This window comes from Ruminococcus sp. AM31-15AC, assembly GCF_003462045.1.
Taxonomy (GTDB): Bacteria; Bacillota; Clostridia; order Oscillospirales; family Ruminococcaceae; genus Hominimerdicola; species Hominimerdicola aceti.
On record NZ_QTYG01000003.1, the window covers coordinates 25,450 to 42,072 of the forward strand.

The 16,623-nt window shown below is 44.8% G+C and carries 17 protein-coding genes and 2 pseudogenes; 2 read left to right on the plus strand and 17 right to left on the minus strand.

All coding sequences use genetic code 11. The features are described from left to right. Nucleotides 1-12: 12 nt before the first annotated feature. The 15 genes and pseudogenes from DW793_RS01440 to DW793_RS01505 all read right to left on the minus strand — a co-directional run bounded on the left by DW793_RS01440 (nt 13) and on the right by DW793_RS01505 (nt 13,160). A pseudogene (locus DW793_RS01440) lies at nt 13-989 on the minus strand (ATP-binding cassette domain-containing protein). Between the two features lie 282 nt (nt 990-1,271). After that, nucleotides 1,272-2,725: pseudogene (gltX, locus tag DW793_RS01445) on the minus strand (glutamate--tRNA ligase); the annotation flags it as partial. A gap of 19 nt (nt 2,726-2,744) precedes the next feature. After that, nucleotides 2,745-3,674, minus strand: coding sequence for a riboflavin biosynthesis protein RibF (ribF, locus tag DW793_RS01450; protein WP_118156863.1), 930 nt, complete (start codon nt 3,672-3,674; stop codon nt 2,745-2,747). A 26-nt stretch (nt 3,675-3,700) separates the two neighbouring features. Then, nucleotides 3,701-4,114, minus strand: coding sequence for a hypothetical protein (locus DW793_RS14985; RefSeq protein WP_252969605.1), 414 nt, complete (start codon nt 4,112-4,114; stop codon nt 3,701-3,703). A 23-nt stretch (nt 4,115-4,137) separates the two neighbouring features. Then, nucleotides 4,138-4,614 carry a tRNA pseudouridine(55) synthase TruB gene (gene truB, locus DW793_RS14990; RefSeq protein WP_252969606.1) on the minus strand — a complete coding sequence of 159 codons (477 nt, stop codon included), beginning with the start codon at nt 4,612-4,614 and terminating at the stop codon, nt 4,138-4,140. Continuing rightward, nucleotides 4,614-5,561 (minus strand): DHH family phosphoesterase, encoded by a 948-nt coding sequence (locus DW793_RS01460; protein ID WP_118156864.1) that lies wholly within the window; start codon nt 5,559-5,561, stop codon nt 4,614-4,616. The genes truB and DW793_RS01460 overlap by 1 nt, the downstream gene beginning before the upstream one ends. A 15-nt stretch (nt 5,562-5,576) precedes the next feature. After that, complete coding sequence (gene rbfA, locus DW793_RS01465; protein ID WP_118156865.1) at nt 5,577-5,960, minus strand: 30S ribosome-binding factor RbfA; 384 nt, start codon at nt 5,958-5,960, stop codon at nt 5,577-5,579. A 65-nt stretch (nt 5,961-6,025) separates the two neighbouring features. Then, on the minus strand, nt 6,026-8,476 hold the full coding sequence (infB, locus tag DW793_RS01470; protein WP_252969607.1) for a translation initiation factor IF-2: 2,451 nt from the start codon (nt 8,474-8,476) through the stop codon (nt 6,026-6,028). 105 nt (nt 8,477-8,581) lie between these two features. Continuing rightward, on the minus strand, nt 8,582-8,914 hold the full coding sequence (locus DW793_RS01475; RefSeq protein WP_117927925.1) for a L7Ae/L30e/S12e/Gadd45 family ribosomal protein: 333 nt from the start codon (nt 8,912-8,914) through the stop codon (nt 8,582-8,584). Further along, nucleotides 8,907-9,176 carry an RNase P modulator RnpM gene (locus DW793_RS01480; protein WP_038672821.1) on the minus strand — a complete coding sequence of 90 codons (270 nt, stop codon included), beginning with the start codon at nt 9,174-9,176 and terminating at the stop codon, nt 8,907-8,909. Before DW793_RS01480 ends, DW793_RS01475 begins: the two co-directional genes overlap by 8 nt. Next, nucleotides 9,166-10,254 carry a transcription termination factor NusA gene (nusA, locus tag DW793_RS01485; protein ID WP_022287254.1) on the minus strand — a complete coding sequence of 363 codons (1,089 nt, stop codon included), beginning with the start codon at nt 10,252-10,254 and terminating at the stop codon, nt 9,166-9,168. Before nusA ends, DW793_RS01480 begins: the two co-directional genes overlap by 11 nt. A 61-nt stretch (nt 10,255-10,315) precedes the next feature. After that, nucleotides 10,316-10,810, minus strand: a complete 495-nt coding sequence (rimP, locus tag DW793_RS01490) for a ribosome maturation factor RimP (protein WP_022287253.1) — start codon at nt 10,808-10,810, stop codon at nt 10,316-10,318. A 215-nt stretch (nt 10,811-11,025) separates the two neighbouring features. Continuing rightward, on the minus strand, nt 11,026-11,424 hold the full coding sequence (locus DW793_RS01495; protein WP_118156866.1) for a hypothetical protein: 399 nt from the start codon (nt 11,422-11,424) through the stop codon (nt 11,026-11,028). 39 nt (nt 11,425-11,463) lie between these two features. Continuing rightward, entirely contained in the window at nt 11,464-12,381 is a 918-nt protein-coding gene (locus DW793_RS01500) for an LCP family glycopolymer transferase (RefSeq protein ID WP_022287251.1), read from the minus strand. A gap of 122 nt (nt 12,382-12,503) precedes the next feature. Beyond that, nucleotides 12,504-13,160, minus strand: coding sequence for an SLOG family protein (locus DW793_RS01505; protein WP_242998237.1), 657 nt, complete (start codon nt 13,158-13,160; stop codon nt 12,504-12,506). An 80-nt stretch (nt 13,161-13,240) separates the two neighbouring features. On the opposite strand from DW793_RS01505, the gene alr reads away from it, so the two are divergent. Together alr and DW793_RS01515 are read left to right on the plus strand one after the other, a co-directional pair. Next, a complete protein-coding gene (gene alr / locus DW793_RS01510) occupies nt 13,241-14,404 on the plus strand; it encodes an alanine racemase (protein ID WP_118156867.1) in 1,164 nt (387 codons plus the stop codon). Nucleotides 14,405-14,420: 16 nt separating this feature from the next. Beyond that, nucleotides 14,421-15,698 carry an amidohydrolase gene (locus DW793_RS01515; RefSeq protein WP_118156868.1) on the plus strand — a complete coding sequence of 426 codons (1,278 nt, stop codon included), beginning with the start codon at nt 14,421-14,423 and terminating at the stop codon, nt 15,696-15,698. 98 nt (nt 15,699-15,796) lie between these two features. Here DW793_RS01515 and DW793_RS14525 read toward each other — a convergent pair whose 3' ends face one another. Together DW793_RS14525 and DW793_RS01525 are read right to left on the minus strand one after the other, a co-directional pair. Further along, the gene (locus tag DW793_RS14525; RefSeq protein ID WP_181988260.1) at nt 15,797-16,063 is read right to left on the minus strand and encodes a hypothetical protein; all 267 of its coding nucleotides are present in this window, start codon (nt 16,061-16,063) and stop codon (nt 15,797-15,799) included. Between the two features lie 8 nt (nt 16,064-16,071). Continuing rightward, nucleotides 16,072-16,590, minus strand: a complete 519-nt coding sequence (locus DW793_RS01525; protein WP_118156870.1) for a zinc ribbon domain-containing protein — start codon at nt 16,588-16,590, stop codon at nt 16,072-16,074. Between the last annotated feature and the right edge of the window lie 33 nt (nt 16,591-16,623).

Here is a 16,623-nt window from a genome sequence, read left to right on the forward strand (position 1 = left end):
ATATTGCGCCCATTAGTCATTTCCCTCCTTATCGGAAGTATTTTCAAGGGCAGGCAAAGCCTCGCCCATTGTGAGCTTGAGGAATATATCTTCAAGTGAAAGCTCAGAGGTCTTAAGTTCAAGCATATACCAGCCGTTTTTAACAACTGTTTCAAAGACGTCACGTCTGATATCCACGCCTTCTTTTGCCTCTATTCTTATATCGTTCACGCCGTCTTTATGGCTTGCGTCGCAGATAACTTTCTCAACGCCCTTTATGCCCTGCATTGCTCTGACGATCTTATCCTTATCACCCTGTATCTTTGCAGTGAGCTTATGCTCGCCTGAGAGCTTTTGGGAGAGGTGTTCCTCTGTATCGTTTGCGACGACCTTGCCCTCGTTGATAACTATTATCTTATCGCAGACAGCCTGCACTTCAGAAAGGATATGGGAAGAAAGTATGACCGTATGATTTTTGCCGAGCTTTCTTATAAGAGTTCTTATCTCGATTATCTGCTTAGGGTCAAGACCTACTGTAGGCTCGTCCAAAATAAGAACCTTTGGGTTGCCGATAAGAGCCTGAGCAAGACCTACTCTCTGTCTATAACCTTTTGACAGGTTCTTGATTATTCTGTTATAAACATGGTCTATCTTTACAAGTCCGCATATATCTTTAAGATGTGACACCTTTGGAAGCTTACACTTTTTAAGGTCATAGACAAAATAGAGATATTCTTTTACGGTCATATCCATATAAAGCGGCGGAAGCTCAGGGAGATAGCCTATCTGCTTTTTAGCCTTGATAGGGTCTTCAAGGATATCTACGCCGTCTATAAGGGCTTTGCCGTCTGTACAGGATATGTAGCCTGTAAGGATATTCATGGTGGTGGATTTTCCCGCTCCGTTAGGCCGAGGAAGCCGAGAACTTCGCCGTCCTCCGCTTTGAAAGAGATATTATCGACAGCTTTTTTGTCGCCGTATCTCTTGGTAAGGTTTATAACCTCTATCATTTTATTTCCTCCTCTTAGGAAAAGCATTCATAAGTCTTTACAATTTTATAATACTTATGTGACAGGGGAGTGATAGCTGTACGAAATACAGAGCATTTTAAGTAAATTTAAAGTAGCAAATACTCAAAATGCTCCGTTGTTGAATTATTTATCCGTCTAAAAGCGATGTATCTATGTAATTTGTAGGGGAGCGGTGCAATTTCTGCGTTGCAGAGATCCGACATCCCACTTGTTTGGAAATTATTTCGCCCCTACACTTGTTCAACATTTTCGTAGTTTTTATTATGACAGCTTCTCAATGCCCTTTCTTATTCTTGCAAGAGTATCCTCCTTGCCGATGAGATATGATATCTCAACACCGCCGCCAGGAGTGAATGCCTTACCTGAAACTGCAACTCTAAGAGGCCACAGAACGATACCGTTCTTTACGCCAAGCTTGCCGATAAGGTCAAAGAGTGCGTCATGGATATTTTCCTCTGTCCAGTCCTCAACGCCCTCGAGAACAGGGAGAACTTCTTTGAGAGATTCAAGAGAATTTTCAGGGTTCGTTTTCATCTTCTTATGTGTATAGAGAGCTATATCATACTCAGGGAGAGCGTCGATAAAGTCTACCATTTCAGGTATCTCTGTGAAAAGCTCTGTTCTTGCCTGCAAGAGCTTTGCTATCTCGTTAAGGTCAACGTCCTCTCTATGAACGGACTGCTTGATATAAGGGATAGCATACTCAGCAAACTTCTCAGGGGTCATAGCCTTTATATACTTGCCGTTGATAGCTTTAAGCTTAGCAGGGTCAAAGATAGCAGGGGACTTAGAAAGTCCGTGGATATCGAATTCCTTAACAAGCTCTTCAAGTGAGAATATCTCGTTCTCGCCCTTTGGCGCCCAGCCCAGCAGGGCGATATAGTTTATAACGGCTTCTTTAAGATAGCCCTTTTTCATAAGATCCTCGTAAGAAGCGTCGCCGTCTCTCTTTGAAAGCTTATGCTGTTTATCTTTCATGATATGCTCAACATGGATATAGGTTGGTATCTCCCAGCCGAAAGCCTTATAGAGCAGGTTATACTTAGGTGCAGAAGCAAGGTACTCGTTACCTCTTACAACGTGGGTGATACCCATAAGGTGGTCGTCAACGACGTTTGCAAAGTTATAAGTAGGCATACCGTCTGTCTTTATAAGTATCTGGTCGTCGAGGGTAGAGCAGTCAACAGTGATATCGCCGTAAAGCTCGTCATGGAAAGTAACTTCGCCCTCTGTAGGTATTTTCTGTCTGATAACATAAGGAACACCTGCGTCAAGCTTTTCCTTTATCTCTTCAGGTGAGAGGTTGCGGCAATGTCTGTCATACATTGGAGCGATACCGCTTGCTTCCTGAATGGCTCTTACTTCCTCAAGTCTTTCCTTGTCGCAGAAGCAATAATAAGCCTCGCCCTTTTCAACGAGTTCCTCTGCATATTTCTTGAACATACCCATTCTCTGCGACTGGATATACGGGCCTACAGGTCCGCCGATATCAGGGCCTCGTCCCAATTAAGACCAACGTCTTTAAGTGTCTTATAGATGACCTCAACTGCGCCGTCAACATAACGCTCCTGGTCTGTATCCTCGATACGGAGAATAAAGTCTCCTCCGTTCTGCTTTGCAATAAGATAGGTAAAGAGTGCTGTTCTCAGGTTACCTATGTGCATATAACCTGTTGGTGAAGGTGCAAATCTTGTTCTTACCTTGTTCATTTATATCTTCCTTTCAAAATTAATATCAAATGCCGTTTTCCTCAAAATATCTGACCGCCTGCTCTTTGTTTTTTGCTATCTCCTCACGGAGGCTGTCAAAGCTGTCAAACATTTTTTCGGGGCGGAGAAATTCATGCAGTTCAAGTTTTAGCTTTCTGCCGTAAAGATCCCCATGATAATCCATGATGAAGGTTTCTGCAAGGGGAGCTGTTTCAACATGGACGGTAGGCTTTACGCCTATATTTGTCACGCCTGCATACTTATTTCCGTCTATTTCAACAGCGGAGCAATAAACGCCGAACTTCGGCATTACCCTGCCCTTTGGTATCTGCTGATTTATCGTGGGGAAATCCCACGTTCTGCCACGCTGAAAGCCGTGTTCCACTTCAAGGCAGAATCCAAAATGATAACCCAGCATTTCGTTTGCTTTGGCTATCTCGCCCTCACGGACGCATCGTCTTATCTCAGTGGAACTTATGACCTCACCGCCCATGAGCAGTGGACTTACTATTTCCACATCTATATCATATTTTTCACCGAGCCTTTTAAGGTCAACAGCCTTGCCCTGTGCGCCTTTGCCGAATGTAAAATCGTTTCCGCACACTGCACCGCTGCAATTGAGCCTTTCTTTCAGCACCTTTTTCACAAAATCCTCCGGTGACATTCCTTTGAACTCTGCAAAATCAGGTGAGAAAAGCACTTCGACCCCAAGCTCTGCCATTTTTTTATGCTTTTCCTCGTCGCTCATAAGCATTTCTATCCTGCCGTCATGACCTTTTGAGGTCACTGTGTCGGTCTTGAAACAGAAAACTGCCGAATGTCCGTCAAGGCTCTGAGCCTTTTTCACAGCCGTTGTTATTATGAGCTGATGTCCTCTGTGGACTCCGTCAAAAAGTCCAAGAGCGCAAACTGTCTTTTTTTCGGGGATAAACCCGCTGTTTGTTATATCCGTCAAAATATCCCTCCGAATAAAACAAATTATCAGAAATTTTTGAAGCTTCTGAAACTGCCCTCATGAAAAGTGCCGATACCGAGGAAGCTGTTATCACTGCCGTAGACACGGTAAAGTTTGTCCTCTGACAGATCTTTTATCCCTGTCTGCTCAGGTCTGAGCTTTACTCCGTTTCTATAAAGCTTTGTTTCCCACTGTCCAAGGGTAGCTTTTTCGTAGCTTTCAAAGGCTCTGTCAAGGGGGATAAGCATTTGTGACAGCTTGTCCTGCTCACAAATTCCGGCTATCTCCTCTATGTTATAGCAATCTTTTATATCGACGCCCCCTGAATAGGAACGCTCAAGAGAAGTCATCATTCCGCCGCAGCCAAGCTTTTCACCTATATCGCTGATAACGGAGCGTATATAAGTACCTTTTTCGCAATCAACTTTCATTACGCCCATGCGTGAAGCTTCGTCATATTCTATTATATCAATGCTGTCGATATGGACAGCTCTCGCTCACGCTCTATTTCTTTGCCTGCTCTTGCAAGCTCATAGAGCTTTTTGCCGTTCACTTTTATTGCAGAATACATAGGCGGCACCTGCATGATATCGCCTACAAAACTGCTTTTTGCACATTCAAGGTCGGCTCTGGTAACTGCCTTGTCGCTTGTTTTTAACGTCTTTCCTGTGCTGTCTAAGGTATCGGTGCTTACCCCAAGCTGAAAGCCTGCGGTATAGACCTTTCGTCTGTCGGGGATAATATCGCAGGCTTTCGTGGCTCTGCCCACGAAAACAGGCAGGACGCCTGTTGCCATGGGGTCAAGGGTCCCTGAATGACCCAATCTTTTTATCCTTAGAACTCCTCTGAGCTTTGCGATAACGTCAAAAGAAGTCCAGCCCTCAGGCTTTTTTACAGGCAAAATGCCGCAGATATTATCCTTGCTGTTATCCAAGCTCATCAGCCCAAGACCTTTTCCGCTTGCTTGAGAAGCTTAGCCTTGACTTCTTCAAGGCTTCCTGTTATCTCACAGCCTGCGGCTCTTATGTGTCCTCCGCCGCCAAACTCACGGCAGAATGCAGAAGCGTCTATCTCATCGTCGCTTCTTACTGATATTTTAAAGACGTTCTCATGTCTTTGTTTAACTGTTATGCCTATTTTCACGCCCTCAACGGACAATGGTATAGAAGCAAGTCCCTCGAACTCGGCAGCGTCAACGCCGCTTTTCTCCATAAGCTCTTTTGTAAGCACTATCATAGAGCATTTGCCACCGCAGTAATACTCCATATTCGCTGTAACGGACTGCTCCACCATAAGTCTGCCCTTGCTTTTTACATCAAACATTTTTCTGTTGATATAAGCAAAATCTATGCCATATGACATAAGCTCTGCACAGGCGATGTGAGCCTGCGGAGTTGTGTTTTCATACTTAAAGCAGCCTGTATCCGTTGCAATGCCTGTATAAAGGCATCTCGCTATCTGACGTGATATCTTTCTGCCTGAAGCTTTGAATATCTTATACATTATAAGTGCTGCGGCAGAAGCGTCTGCTTCTACATATGACTGCTTTGCAAAATACTTGTTTGAGATGTGGTGGTCGATGCAAAGGTCGATCGCACCCTCCTCGGCATACTTTGAAAGGTTGCTGCCAAGAAGATTTGTGTCTGCGATATCCACTGCGATAACGTACTTCACATCAAATTCCTGAAGGTAATAGCTCTCATAGATAAGATCATATCTTTCGGGAAAGCTGTCGGAATTTACAACGTTAGCCTTTTTCCCCATATCTCTCAGAAAAGCGCACAGGGCAAAGCCTGAACCAAGCGTATCGCCGTCGGGGCTTTTATGAGTTAAAATAAGAAAATTGTCATTTTCCTCAAAAATTTTAAGAATATCCTGAAATGTCATAATATCCTTTCTCCTCTATTGTTCTTCGCCGTCTTTCTCTTCTTTTTCTTCTTCGGACAGAACTTCTTTAAGAAGCTTGTTTATCTTTGCTGAATGCTCGATAGAATTATCTGCGATAAATTTAAGCTCAGGGCATTTTTTCAGCTTCAGCACGTTTGATATCTCTCTTTTGAGAAATCCTGTTGCCGACTCAAAGCCCTTAACGGCTTCCTTTGCCTTTTCATAGCCCTCAAAGCTTGAAACATACACTTTGCAGAATGAGCCGTCGCCTGCCACGTCGCAGCGGACGATAGTGAGCATATCTCCTCCGTGTATCCTTGGGTCTTTAAGGTCTCTCATTTTGCCCGATATTATTCTTCTTATATCTTCGGACATACGTCCTGCTCTGTAACCTGCCATAATATCTTTATCTCCTGCTTAAATATGCTCTTACGGGGCGGCTGTCCGTCCCGTAAGCATCATTATCAATCTCTGTATTCTTCCATATAGAACGCCTCGAAAATGTCGCCCTCCTTGATATCGGTGAACTTTTCAAGAGTGATGCCGCACTCAAAGCCTGCGGCAACTTCCTTGGCGTCGTCCTTAAATCTCTTAAGGCTTGACATCTTATCCTCGGCGATAACGATACCGTCTCTTACGACTCTTATCTCGTTATTTCTGCCCACCTTACCATCAAGAACGTAAGAACCTGCTACAGTACCAACATTGGATATCTTGTATACCTGTCTTACCTCGATACGAGCTGTTTCCACCTCTCTGTACTTAGGAGCGAGCATACCCTTCATAGCGTCTGTTATTTCTTCTATTGCATCATAGATTATTCTGTAAAGTCTGATATCAACGCCACTCTGCTCTGCATTCTGCTTTGCAACAGGGTCAGGACGAACGTTAAATCCAACGATGATAGCGTTTGAAGCGTTTGCGAGCATAACGTCGCTTTCAGATACAGCGCCTACGCCGCCGTGGATAACCTTAACTCTGACCTCGTCATTTGAAAGCTTTTCAAGTGACTGCTTAACGGCTTCAACTGAGCCTTGAACGTCAGCCTTGACGATGATAGGAAGCTCTTTCATTTCTCCCTCAGCTATCTGGCTGAACAGGTTGTCGAGAGTTACCTTCTGATGCTGCTGGAACAGTTCTTCCTTAGCTTCATGCTTTCTCTGCTCAACAAGCTCTCTTGCAAGCTTTTCGTCTGCAACTGCGTTGAAAACGTCGCCTGCACTTGGAACTTCGCCCAGACCTGTTATCTCAACAGGTGTTGACGGGCCGGCTTCCTTAATGCTTCTGCCCTTATCGTTTGTCATCGTTCTGATACGTCCGACAGAAGTGCCTGCGATTATAACGTCGCCTGACTTCAAAGTACCGTTCTGAACGAGGAGTGTAGCAACAGGGCCTTTGCCCTTATCAAGTCTGGCCTCGACAACAGTACCTCTTGCAAGTCTGTCAGGGTTAGCTTTAAGCTCCTTGACCTCTGCAACGAGGAGAATGTTTTCAAGAAGCTCGTCGATACCCATACCGGTCTTAGCGGAAACAGGAACTGCGATAACGTCGCCGCCCCATTCCTCGACAACGAGGGACTGCTCTGTGAGCTGCTGCTTAACTCTGTCAGGGTCTGCGCCCTCTTTATCCATTTTATTGATAGCAACGATTATTGAAACGCCCGCTGCCTTTGCGTGGTTGATAGACTCGATAGTCTGCGGCATGATACCGTCATCAGCGGCAACAACGAGGATAGCGATATCTGTAACGTTCGCACCTCTTGCTCTCATGGCTGTGAAAGCTTCATGACCCGGAGTATCCAGGAACGTTATCTTCTTTCCCTCATACTCTACCTGATATGCACCGATATGCTGTGTGATACCGCCTGCCTCAGTGTCAGTAACGTGAGCGTTTCTTATTCTGTCGAGGATAGATGTCTTACCATGGTCAACGTGACCCATAACGACAACGACAGGGCATCTTTCCTGCAGGCTCTCCTCCGGATCTTCGTCAGTTTCGATAAGTCTTTCTTCTATTGTAACGTGTACTTCCTTTTCAACCTTTGCGCCAAGCTCTTCTGCAACAAGTGCGGCGGTATCAAAGTCGACCACCTCGTTGATAGAAGCCATTACTCCAAGACCCATAAACTTTTTGATGACCTCGGTAGCTGTTACTTTAAGTCTGCTTGCAAGCTCTGAAACAACGATCTCGTCAGGTATCATGACCTTGAGCTGCTGCTTTCTTGCTCTTTCAAGCTCCAGTCTGCGAAGCTTTTCGCTCTCAGTTTCCTTCTTATGTGAGAACTGCTGTTTCTTTCTCTGCTGAGATTTCTGAGTGAGCTTCTGCTTCTTTGTGAAGTTATCCTTGCTCTTGTTCTGCTTTGAGTTTGCAAGGTTATCATACTTCTCGTTATACTTATCAAGCTCTATATAGCTTCCTCTTGTGTCAATAGTTCTCTGTGTGCCGAACGAATCGTTATCCTCAGAGATAGTATATCCGCCTGAAGCTTCTTTCTTATCAGAAAAACCGCCAAGCTGCTGACGAACGCCATGCTCTTTCTTCTTTGCAGGCTTCTGTGGAGCTGGCTGCTTTTTCTTCTGTTCAGGTGCAGGCTGTTTTGTTTCGACCTTGACCTCCGGCTTCTTTTCCACCTTTGGCTCTGCCTTAGGCTCAGGCTTAGGCTCAAGCTTTGCTTCCGCCTTTGGAGCCGGCTTAGGCTCAGGCTTCTTTTCAGCCTTTTTCTCCTTTTTCTCAGCCTTTACAGGCTTCTTATCTGCCTTCTTTTCTTCCTTGGCAGGCTTTACGTTATTTGCATAGAAAGCATCAAAGCTGTCCACCTGATTGTTCTGTGTATAATACTCCAGAACATAAGAGATCTCCTCAGGGGTAAGCACTGACTGTGTTTTCTTTGGCTCTCCGCCGAGCTTGCCAAGCACTCGATAAGGTCGTTATTTGTAACTTTCAGATCCTTAGCCATATCGCTAAGCTTATATTTAGTTGTTTTCATACTCATAGGCTATAAAATACCTCCTCAATAAATGCTAAATGCTATAAAACTCATTTTCGTCTATAGGGATCTCCTCAAGCCCTTTGGCGCAAGCCTTTGCGAAGCCTCCCTCGCAAACAGCGATAACGCCTGTTCTTTTGCCAAGGCCAAAATGGATATCGTCCATTGTCATGCCAAGGCTGTAAAGCTTTATCCCGTTTTTGTAGCAGTTGAACTTTATCTCTTTAAGAGATTTAGGTGAAAAATCTATTGCCGCAAACACTGCGCAGGCTTTGCCTGTATTGCAGGCGTCCTTCACCATATCCATACCCATTACAAGCTTTCCTGCTTTTCTGCACATTGTAACAAGCCCTATTTTATTATTCATTTTCCCTAAGCTCGCCCTCCATGCTGTTATATATATCCTCGCTTATCATGCAGGAAAAGCTTCTTTCAAACTTTCTTGCTTTTCTTGCTTTTTCAAAGCATTCGACGCTTTTGCATATATAAGCGCCTCTGCCTGATTTTTTGCCTGTGAGGTCAAGGGAGATATCCCCCTCTTTTGACTTCACCACTCTGATAAGCTCTCTCTTGGGTTTCATTTCGCCGCACCCAAGACACATTCTCATTGGTATCTTCTTAGTTTTCATCATCGGCAGCCTCAGCCTTTGCAGAGCTTTCGGATACGATATCTATTTTATAGCCTGTCAGACCTGCGGCAAGCTTTGCGTTCTGACCCTTATTACCGATAGCAAGTGAGAGCTGGTTGTCAGGAACAGTAACACGGCACTCTCTTACGCCCTCCTCTTCGCTGAGAACAACGTTTATTACCTCAGCCGGAGCAAGAGCCTTTGCGATAAACTGTGCAGGGTCTTCGCACCAATTGATAACGTCTATCTTCTCGCCCTTAAGCTCGTTCACAACAGAAGTTATTCTTGACTTTCTAGGACCGATACAAGCGCCTACGGCGTCAACATTAGGGTCCTTTGAATAAACCGCTATCTTGCTTCTTGCGCCTGCAACTCTTGAAATAGCCTTTACTTCAACAGTGCCGTCTGCTATCTCAGGAACTTCAAGCTCAAAAAGTCTTTTAACAAGCTCTCTGTGAGTTCTTGATATCTTGATAGAAGGCTTTCTGTCAGGATTTGCGATACCCACAACATATACCTTGATGATATCTCCTGCCTTGAGTGTTTCGCCTGGTATCTGCTCGTTTCTTACAAGATAAACTTCGTTCTTGTCGATAGTAAGTATAGCGTTCTGAGTAGCAGGCTCGACCTTCTGGACTGTGGCAGAAACGCACTCATGCTCCTTATCGTGATACTGCTCGATAAGTCTTGCTCTTTCAAAATCCTTGATATCGTGCTTGATAGACTGCTTTGCATTCTGAGCGGCAACTCTGCCGAACTTTGCAGGGTCGAGAGGTATCTCCACCATATCGCCCACCTTGATGTTAGGGTCATAGACCTTTGCTTCGTCAAGGAAGATCTCGTTGTCAGGGTCGTCAACATACATAACGTCCATAACTTCCTTGAGAATCCTTATATCGAGCTTTCCTGTAACAGGGTCGATATCCACTCTGATATTCTCGCAGTAAGGATAATCCTTCTTGATAGCCTTTTCGATACCTGATTTTATTTTCTCAATAAGTATATCGCTGCCAATATTATTTTCCTTTTCCAAATCCGTCAGAGCTTCAAAAAATTTGCTGGTCATTTCCTTATTCATTTTCTGATCAATCCTTTCACACTTGATTCGGGCTTTGCCCATATTTATTAAATTTCTTCATTCAGAACAGGTCTGCGTCATCATTGAGCTTTACATAAGCACAATCTGCAAGCTTGAACTCTACATTCTCCACGCCGTTCATATCCTCATCCAGCTTCTGACAAAGTATCTTATCCTTGTCATATCCCACAAGACCCACAACGAATTCTTTTTCACCGTTTTCGTCAGGTCTTATGAGCCTTACTCTTATAACGTCGCCTATGCAGACCTCAAAATGCTCGGGTCTTCTAAGCTCTCTGCCAAGTCCGGGACTTCCGCACTCCAGCACATAGCTCTGAGCTATAGGGTCTGCCTCGTCAAGCACCTTGTTCATCGGTCTTGTGAAAGCCTCGCAATCGTCCATATCTATGCCGCCGTCCTTGTCGATAAGCACCCTGAGGTACCACGTTGCTCCCTCCTTTTCAAACCTTACGTCCCAAAGGAAAAAGCCAAGCTCGTCTGCGATAGGCTGTGCAAGCTCTCTTACTTTTTCTACCGTAGTTTTCTTTACTTCCATACAGCACCTCCGTTAATGCTTCCCAAAGCAAAGCCATTAGGCTTTGCCATGAAAAAAAGCCCCATACAAAACCAAAAGACCGGAAGTCAAGTTCCAGTCTTTCATTAAAAGCCTATTGTGATTATTATACCACACAAAACAGTTTTTTGCAAGGACATTCAAAAGTTTTTAATGAAAAGAATTAAATATTATATTAATAGTCTGTAAACATTTCGTCAACTGACGTTCTTTTCATTCTCCTCAGGGATATCCTTAGGTTTTGCTTTTTCTTTATCCACGGATTTCTTCACTGTTCCCTCGACGAAATCCAGCGGAACGGTGAACATTATTCCCGTATTGGGCTGAGATAGATCGCCCACAGTATTATAAACTATCTTTCGTGCGGTATCCAGCTGATTATTTTTTATTACTGAGAGGATAGTTCTGTTATCCTCTTCACCGCTGAAAAGTCCTCGGATAGAGGCGCTGAGAAAGCTGCTGTCAAGTCTTGAAAGGGTCATTGCCATACCTGACGACTCGATTATAGTCGCACCCTTTATGCCTGCTGCTGAAAGTCCCTCCAGCAAATAGTCAAGCACGTCTGTTTTATTAAGGATTATGACCAGAAGTTTCACGTTATATCGCCCCCTGTTAAAATTTCAGCCTTTACGTTTTTACTTCTCCGCTGCTGACGGTGCAGTATCTTTGAGCATTGTCTGAACGCTCTCCTTGAACTTATCAGACACCTTAAAGTGAGAATCGTCCGTCCACTCGCCCTCCGGCACAAGAGCTTCTGCAGGAGTAAGGTTCTGATCCAGCATATCCTTGAGATACGACTTTTCTTCCTTATACTGTGCACTTGTCCAATCGGTATCACTGTTTGCGGTGAATATATTATAGAAGTTATCAAGATTATCCTTAGTGATATTCGTCTGCTGGAAAGCGTTGTTTATAAGCATTGTCACCGCAGTTCCAAGAAACTTCATATTACCGTTCCTGCCCTCTTTGAAAACAGGATACTGACAGATAAGTCTTATCTGATGACCGCTGAGGTTAGTCAGATCGCCGCTTGGGATAGCGATATCGTTCTCGTCATTATCCTGAGAGAGATAGTAAAGCTCCTCATCAGGAGTATATGTAATTCCGCCCACAATATCCGCCGCATTCTCGAATGCGTCATTTGTGAGAGAAACGTAATTGTCTATAGTGATACCGAAAGTGTCTGCAACGGCTGCTTCAAGCTTCACCATGCCGCCCTCTTCGTGTATCTCACGCATTGTCTGGCTTCCACTCACCGTGAACGCTGAAACAGGCATTATGATTATCTTCTTTGCGTCCGGTGCAACTCTTATGACTGTTGCGTCTGCAAGAACGCCCTTGCTGTTCACTCTTGCAAAAAGGGTATTATAAACCGGGCTTTTTATGCCTGCGTCGCTGTCGCTGTCATCATTGCCGATAACACCAAACTCTCTGAGGGCATACAGTGCAAGCATGCCGATAACAAAGAGGAATATTATCATCGTTATGAAGTAGACCAGAGCGATAGGAGCCTGAGATCTTCTTTTTTTCTTGTGAGCTTTCGTCTGAGCCATGTTATTGATCTCCTTACTTTCAAATATATACAGGCAGGCATACTGTCCGCCATATTTTCATATATAAACTTTTTCGGAAAAATTCTCGAAAACTATTGAACAATTTGCAATTTAGGTGTAAACTAAATAGGACGGCTGTCTGAGTCTGAGTCGATATAAAAAACAGGATTATCGTCAAGGCATATGATGTTCAGCGTAAGGCCTGCACGCTTTGCCATGTTTATGGTCTGCAAAGTGCCTGAGCCTTTGGCTTTCTCTTTTATGACCCCGATCAGACGAGAGGAGTGTTCCACCATAAAGCTGTTTCGCTTTTTATAACAGCCGTTTTCATACTTGGGGCTTGTTATCACGACCGCACTGCAAGAGTTCAGAATAAGCGAATATGTATAGCTGTCCAAGGGTGTTTTCATCTCTGTACGCTGGCCTGCATAGGGCAGAACGCACACGAGCTTCATATCCTTATATTCGGGCTGAGCCGAAAGGCTGTGGACTATCTCAGCACAGCGCAGGTCGATACCTTTTGACATACCTGATATAAAAGTACGGCAGCCTTCGCTATATGCTTCCTTTATCATAAGGACGAGCATACTCAGGAGATTTTTCATACCCTGCTTATGGACATCGCCGCCGAAAGGCAGATCCCTGTCCCTATGACCTGTAAAGCAGCAAGAGGTATCTCGATTGCAGAAAAATTCTTCTGCGGGGACGATATTACTCACATCAAAGCCTCCTGAAAGATTTGGCGACACAATGCCCATGATAAGAACATTATAACACATTGATTTATCTTTTTCAATAGAAAATGACAAATATTTTGTGCAAAGGCACAATTATAAAACCGAAAGGGAAGAAAAATAAAATGGATTTTTTGAAGAGAGCATGGGCTGAGGTAGATCTTGACAGCATTGAATACAATCTGAAAGAATACCGCAGGCTCATAGGGGAAAAAACAGAGATAATGTGCGTTGTAAAGGCGAGCTGCTACGGACATTTTGACAACGGGGTAGTTCCGTTTCTTGAAAACGAGATGGACATTCGCTGGTTTGCGGTATCCAACATACACGAAGCCCACAGGCTCAGGGATATGGGCATAAAGGGCGAGATACTCATTTTGGGCTACACACCTCCTGAGAATGCTAAGTGGCTCACAAGGCTTGACATAATTCAGGCTTGCACAGAGCTTTCATATGCTAAAGCACTTTCAGAAAACGCTGACGGCAAGGTACGCATACATGCCGCTATCGACACGGGCATGACGAGGATAGGTCTTCACGGGGAAACCGACAAGATATACGGTGAGCTTAAAGAGATATCAAAGCTTGAAAACATTGCGCTGGAGGGCATTTTCACCCACTATGCGGTGGCTGACAGCCTGAGAGAGCAGGACGAGGAATACACAAAGGCACAGACGGAGAAGATACTTGCCGTTGCTGACAAGTGCGAAGCAGAGGGGCTTCACCTTGAAAAAGTGCATTTTCTCAACTCAGCCGGCGGAGTATACTATTATAATGAGAGAAGCTCTCTTGCAAGGCTTGGAATAATACTTTACGGACTTTATCCTGACCCTGCAAAGGCTCTGCCTTTTGAGCCAAAGCCTGCTATGGAATTTAAGGCGGCTGTTGCGCAGGTAAAATACATAGACAATGGCACTGACGTAAGCTACGGCAGGACTTACACTGCAAACGGCAAAGTAAAGCTTGCAACTGTTACGGCAGGCTATGCAGACGGATATCCAAGGGCGCTTTCAAACAAGGGATATGTGCTTATCAACGGAAAGAAATGCCCTATCACAGGCAGGATATGTATGGATCAGTTCATGTGTGATGTAACTGAGGTAGAGGACGTAAAGGCAGGGGACGAAGCTGTTCTCATAGGCTCACAGGGAAATGAAAAGATAACCGCCGACGATATCGGCAAAATGACAGGGACGATAGGCTACGAGATAGTTTGCGGAATATCTGCAAGAGTGCCGAGAGTTATCTCACGCCACGGAGAGCAGACGGCTGTTCTTGAAATAGAGTAAGGGAGGATAAAGAGCCATGATAAGATTTTCCGGCGGCAGGGTAATGACCCTTGCCAACGGCATAGAAACGCAGGATATAGAGGTCTGGACGGAAGGCTCAAAGATAGTTTTCGTTGGCAAGCCTAAGGCTGAGGAGCTTGACGGAAAGGTTTTTGAACGTGAATATGACCTCAAGGGAAATCTCCTTATGCCGTCATTCAAAAATGCGCACACTCACTCGGCAATGACTTTTCTGCGATCATATGCTGACGATATGCCTTTGCAGGACTGGCTTTTTAAGCAGATCTTTCCAATGGAAGCAAAGCTTGACGGAGAGAAAGTTTACTGGCTCACGAAACTTGCTATACTTGAATATCTCACAACAGGCTGTACGGCGGCATTTGATATGTACTTTGAGCTTGACGATTATGTAAAAGCCTGCACGGAAAGCGGTTTCCGCTCTGTGCTTTGCGGTGCGGTGAGCGGTGACAAGTCTAATCTTGAAAGGCTTGAAAACAACTATCTGAAATACAACAATGTTGACCCTCTTATAAGCTTTATGCTTGGCTTCCATGCAGAATACACCTGCGAAAAGGAGCTTATGGAGGGCGTTGGCAAACTTGCGGCAAAATACAAAGCGCCTGTTGCAATGCACAACTCGGAAACCGCAAAGGAAGTAAGAGAATGCATAGAGAAATACGGCATGACGCCAACTGAGCTTTTTGACAGCTTCGGAATTTTCGACTTTGGCGGTGCAGGCTTCCACTGCGTTCACATGAGCGACAATGATCTTGAGATATTCAAAAACAAGGGCGTATGGGCTGTTCACTGTGCAGGCTCTAACGTAAAGCTTGCAAGCGGCATTGCGCCTATCGTAAAAATGCAAGATATGGGAATAAACATCGCTATAGGTACTGACGGCCCTGCAAGCAACAACTGTCTTGATATGTTCAGAGAAATGTTCCTTATGACAGGCTTGCAGAAGATAGCTTGCGATGATGCTTCTGCCTGCCCTGCTGAATCGGTGCTGAAAGCGGCAACTGTAGGTTCTGCAAAGGCAATGGAGCTTTCTGACTGCGACATTATCGCAGAGGGCAAGCAGGCTGACCTTATCGTTATCGACCTTTTTCAGCCTAATATGCAGCCTCTTAACAACATAGGCAAAAACCTTGTTTACAGCGGTTCAAAGCAAAACGTAAAGCTTACGATGTGTGCAGGTAAAATGCTTTATGAGGACGGCGAGTTCAGGATAGGCGAAGAACCTGCGGTCATTTACAAGAAAGCTAACGAGATAATCGAGAGCATGAAAGATTAAATGTAGGGGCGACCTTGGGTCGCCTTTATCTTTTACGCAAACACTGTGTTGATACACAAAAAAGGGACGCTTTGAAACGTCCCTTTTTACATTATATTCTATTCTTCAAAGAAAAATGCTTCGTTTGCAGGATAGTCTGTTTCGTCCGTGAGAGTTACCACTGCACAGTCATTTGAGCTTTCGTCCTTTTTGCCGAATATCTGATCTCTGAAAAGCCAGAAAACGTCAACGCAGATAACAGCAAGTATAAGAATGATAAGTATTATCGGCACAAGTGCGCCTGCACCCTTTCCAGGTGTAACGCCGTTCATTTGATTCATCTGATTTGGCTGGATAGGCTGTCCACCCTGATTCATCTGTGGCATTGCATTGTTCACAGGCTGAGCAGGCTGCTGATAGCCCTCAGGTGTAAGAACTCTTTCAGGCTGCTGAGGCTGTGGGGCAACGTTCGGAGTTTCCGCAACTGTTGGCGTCTGAGGTATTTCCACAGTTCTTGAAGCCATTGCAACTTCCTCGGCTGTCGGCTGTGCAGGCTGAACAGGCTTTGCAGGCTCTTGCCTGGCAGATAAACGCTGTCCATAGTCGGCATATCAGGAGTCGTTGGCGGAATAGTCTGATTTTGCACAGGAGTATCGTCAAAATGCAGCTCAGGCACTTCGATAGACTCCATTTCAGGATTTCTCTCGTCCACTACAGGCTCGTCGGCAGGCGTTTCGTCCTGCGGCACGGCTGTTCCGCAGACGTTGCAGAACTTAGCCCCCGCATTAAGTGTATTTCCACACACTGAGCAGACCTTGCTCTTTATAAGCTTCTGTGGCATTCTTGTTCCGCAGGCAGCGCAGAACTTTGCACCGTCGGCAACAGGCAGACCGCATTTTGGACAATTTTCCATATTAATACCCTCTTTTCATATTATTATTGATCC